This is a genomic window from Streptomyces morookaense (assembly GCF_013030945.1).
GTDB classification, from domain to species: domain Bacteria; phylum Actinomycetota; class Actinomycetes; order Streptomycetales; family Streptomycetaceae; genus Streptomyces; species Streptomyces morookaensis.
Genome location: NZ_JABBXF010000020.1, coordinates 1 through 3,989, shown reverse-complemented (window position 1 = coordinate 3,989; position 3,989 = coordinate 1). Strand labels below are relative to the sequence as shown.

Sequence of the window (3,989 nt, the reverse complement as noted above, 5' to 3'; positions counted from 1 at the left end):
CACCGCGTCGCCGAGCATGATGAACGCGAGCACCGTGACGCTCAGCGCCCCCGCGGGCCACAGCAGCATGTGCGGGGCGTTGCGGATCTGGGTGGAGGCGTTGGAGATGTCGATGCCCCAGGAGACGGTGGGCGGCCGCAGCCCGACGCCGAGGAAGGACAGCGTGGCCTCCAGCGCGATGTAGGTGCCGAGCGCGATGGTCGCGACGACGATGACGGGCGCCACCGCGTTGGGCGCGATGTGCCGCAGCAGCATCCGCGTGTTGCCCGCGCCCAGCGCCCGTGCCGCCTGGACGTAGTCGTGCTGCTTGGCGGTGACGACGGCGCCGCGCGCGATGCGGGAGATCTGCGGCCAGCCCAGCAGCACGATGAAGCCGACGACGGGCCAGAGGGAGCGGCCCGTCACCACGGACAGGAAGACGAGCCCGCCCAGGATGATCGGGATGCCGAAGAACACGTCGGCGAGCCGCGACAGCAGGGCGTCCCACCAGCCCCCGTAGAACCCGGCGAGTCCGCCGAGGACGCTGCCGAGCAGCGCGGCGCCCGCCGTCGCGCACACGCCGACGGTGATGGAGGCCCGGGCGCCGTACACGGTGCGGGTGTAGACGTCGCAGCCCTGGGTGTCGAACCCGAAGGGGTGGCCTGCCCGTGCGCCCTCCTGGGCGAGGGCCAGGTTGCACTGCAGCGGGTTGCCGCTCGTGATGGCCTGCGGCCACAGGGCGATCAGCACGAGGAAGGCGATGACGAGGGCGGAGACCACGAACACCGGATTGCGCCGCAGGTCGTGCCAGGCGTCGGACCAGAGGCTGCGTGCCTTGGCGCTGCCGGGCGCGGCGGGCGGGGGCCCGCCCTCCAGGGTCTCCGCCTCGCTGGTGGCCAGGCTCATGGCGCCGCCGCCCGCGGGGGTGACGGCGTCCCGGGGGTCCCGGGGGTCGGGCGGTGGCGGCTCAGGCATAGCGGATCCTCGGGTCGAGCACGGCGTAGAGCAGGTCGACGAGCAGGTTGGCCACCAGGAAGACGATGACCAGGACGGTCACGAAGCCCACGACGGTCGGCGAGTTCTGCCGCAGGATGCCCTGGTAGAGCTGGAAGCCGACGCCGTGGATGTTGAAGATGCGCTCGGTGACGATCGCGCCGCCCATGAGCGCCCCGACGTCGGTGCCGATGAAGGTGACCACCGGGACGAGCGAGTTGCGCAGCAGGTGCCGGACGACGATCCGGCGGCGCGGCAGGCCCTTGGCGACGGCGGTGCGCAGGTAGTCGGCGCGGGCGTTCTCGGCGATGGACGTGCGGGTCAGGCGGGTGACGTAGGCGAGAGAGGTGAGGGCCAGCACCACGCCGGGCAGCAGCAGTTCGCCGAGCTGCGCGTCGGGGGAGACGGACGGTGTGGCGGTGCCCCACTTCACGCCGAACACGTACTGCAGCACGTAGCCGCTGACGAAGGTGGGGACGGAGACCACGACCAGCGTGAGCAGCAGCACGGTGGTGTCGACGGCGCGTCCGCGCCGCAGTCCGCTGAAGACACCGAGCGCGATGCCGATGACGATCTCGACGGCGATGGCGACGAGCGTGAGGCGCAGGGTCACCGGGAAGGCGCCGGCCATCAGCTCGGTGACCTTCTGGCCGTTGAAGGCGGTGCCGAAGTTCCCGGTGAGGATCTGCCCCATGTAGTGCAGGTACTGGACGCCCAACGACCGGTCGAGATAAAGGTCCTTGCGGATCCGGGCGGCGGTCGCGGGGTCGGGCGCCTTGTCGCCGAAGAGCGCGGCGACGGGGTCGCCGAGTGCGTAGACCATGACGAAGATGAGGAAGGTGCTGCCGATGAAGACGGGGATCATCTGCAGCAGCCGCCGGATCACATAACGACCCATACCAGGCCCCTCACTTGACCCCTCACTTGACGGTGATCCGTTCGTAGACCGGGACGCTGAAGGGATTGAGCATCACGCCGGAGAGGCCGGGCGCGTATCCGGCGCTGCCGTTCTGGTACCAGAGCGGGATGGCGGGCATCTGCCGGGCGAGGACCTGTTCCGCGTCCTGGAAGGTGGCGACGGCCCTGGCCGGGTCGGACTCGGCGTTGGCCTCGTCGACGAGCCGGTCGAAGTCGCTGCTGCTGAATTTGCCGTAGTTGGAGGAGGCGTCGGTGTAGTAGAGCGGCTGGAGGAAGTCCTGGACGAGCGGGTAGTCCATCTGCCAGCCGGAGCGGAACATGCCGGTCACCTTCTCGCCGCTGATCCGGTTGCGGAAGTCGGCGAAGGTGCCGACGGGGTCGACGGTGCAGGCCCGGTCGTCACCGAGGGCGTTGTTGATGCTGTTGCAGACGGCGTCCATCCACAGCCGGTGGGAGCCGGTGTCGACGTTCGAGGTGACGGTGACGTGCCCGCCGGGCAGGCCGCCGCCCTCCTGGATGAGCTGCTTGGCCCGGACCGGGTCGTATGTGCAGGCCTCGCCGCACAGGCCGGCCTTGTAGCCGCCCTGGTCGCCGAGCACGGGCGAGGTCCAGTCGGTGGCCGGGGTGCGGGTCCCCCGGTAGATCTGCCCGGTGATCTGCTCCCGGTTGATCGCCATCGACAGTCCCCGGCGGACCTTCGCCATGCCGCGCCCGGTCCATCTCGCGTCGTTCATCGGGAAGGAGAGGGTCTGGATGATGCCGGCGGGCTGGTTGATGTAGCGGCCGTCGAGGTCGTTCCGGACGTTCTTCAGCTGGGCGCTGGGGATGTCGTCGACGAGGTCGAGGTTGCCGGCCATGAGGTCGGTGTAGGCCGTGTTGTTGTCGGTGTAGACCCGCAGCTCCACGCCTTTGTTGCGGGCCTTGTCGGGGCCGGGGTAGCCGTCCCGACGGCTGAGCCGCATGACGGACCCCTTGGCGTAGGAGTCGATCGTGTAGGGCCCGTTGCCGACGGGCTTCTTCAGCCAGCCCGCGTGGTCGGTGAAGAACACGCGGGGCAGCGGGGCGTAGGCGGTGTAGCCGAGGGTGTCCGGCCAGGTGGAGAACTTGGTGCGCAGCCGGACGGTGAAGGTCCGGTCGTCCTTCACGGCGAGCCCGGAGAGGGTGCGGGCGGTGGCGTGGCCGGAGGCGGGGTGGACGCGGTCGTATCCGTCGATGTACTCGAAGAAGGAGGCGTTCTTCTGCTTGTTGTCGACGAGCGCGCCATAGTTCCAGGCGTCGACGAACGAGTGGGACGTGACCGGCTCGCCGTTGCTGAAGGTCCACCCGGGTCTGAGGGTGATGGTGAAGTTCTGCTGGTCGGGGGTCTCGATCGTCTCGGCGAGCATGTCCTCGGCGGCGCCGGTCTGCGGGTCGTACCGCTTGAGCCCGCGGAAGACCATGTCGAGCACCTTGCCGCCCTGCACCTCGTTGGTGTCGGCGGGTTCCAGGGGGCTCTGCGGGTCCCCCCAGGAGGCCCGCACCACCCCGGCCCGTGTCCGCCCGCCTCCCGTGCACCCGGCGGCGGCCGCCACCGCCAGCACGACGGCCACGGCACCGCAGACGCCCCGGCGGGCACGGAGGCGCGTGCGTGGCCGCATGGGCGTCGCCTCCTCCGGTGGCAGGGTGCAGCACGTCGGACATATTTCGCGTACGGCACGATTTCACCTCACACAGCGACGTGGGACGGGCCTCCCGGCACCGGTCGGCCGAATAATCCGCCCATATGCCCGAGCGCCCGCCCGGGCCGCAGGAGGCGCCGGCAGCCGAAGGAGGCAGGCGACAGACCGGTACAATGCCCCCTTGTCATGTCCCAAGTAATGAATCCGGCGGCGGAAGACACCGCGCCCGCGCACGCGCCCTCCCCCACGTCCGCGCCCGCCCGCCGGCCCCGCCCGGCGAGAGCCTCGCGCCTCGCCGTGCTGGACGGGCTCCGGCTCGTCGCGGCCCTGATGGTCGTGGTCTACCACTACACGGCGATGGACAACCCGTGGGCGGGGCACACGAGAACGATCTTCCCCACGCTCCACACGTTCTCCCAGTACAGCTGGACCGGCGTCGAG

Annotated in this window: 3 protein-coding genes and 1 pseudogene; 1 reads left to right on the top strand and 3 read right to left on the bottom strand. The window is 70.3% G+C overall.

All coding sequences use genetic code 11. The annotated features are described in order from the left end of the window. The 3 genes from HG542_RS10815 to HG542_RS10805 form a co-directional block, all read right to left on the bottom strand. A partial coding sequence (locus tag HG542_RS10815) for an ABC transporter permease (RefSeq protein WP_171080057.1) occupies positions 1–954 on the bottom strand: 954 nt, incomplete at its 3' end. Further along, positions 947–1,870, bottom strand: coding sequence for an ABC transporter permease (locus HG542_RS10810; RefSeq protein ID WP_171080055.1), 924 nt, complete (start codon positions 1,868–1,870; stop codon positions 947–949). The genes HG542_RS10815 and HG542_RS10810, both read right to left, overlap by 8 nt. A gap of 22 nt (positions 1,871–1,892) precedes the next feature. After that, complete coding sequence (locus HG542_RS10805; RefSeq protein WP_171080053.1) at positions 1,893–3,527, bottom strand: peptide ABC transporter substrate-binding protein; 1,635 nt, start codon at positions 3,525–3,527, stop codon at positions 1,893–1,895. Between the two features lie 207 nt (positions 3,528–3,734). On the opposite strand from HG542_RS10805, the pseudogene HG542_RS10800 reads away from it, so the two are divergent. Next, a pseudogene (locus tag HG542_RS10800) lies at positions 3,735–3,989 on the top strand (acyltransferase family protein); the annotation flags it as partial.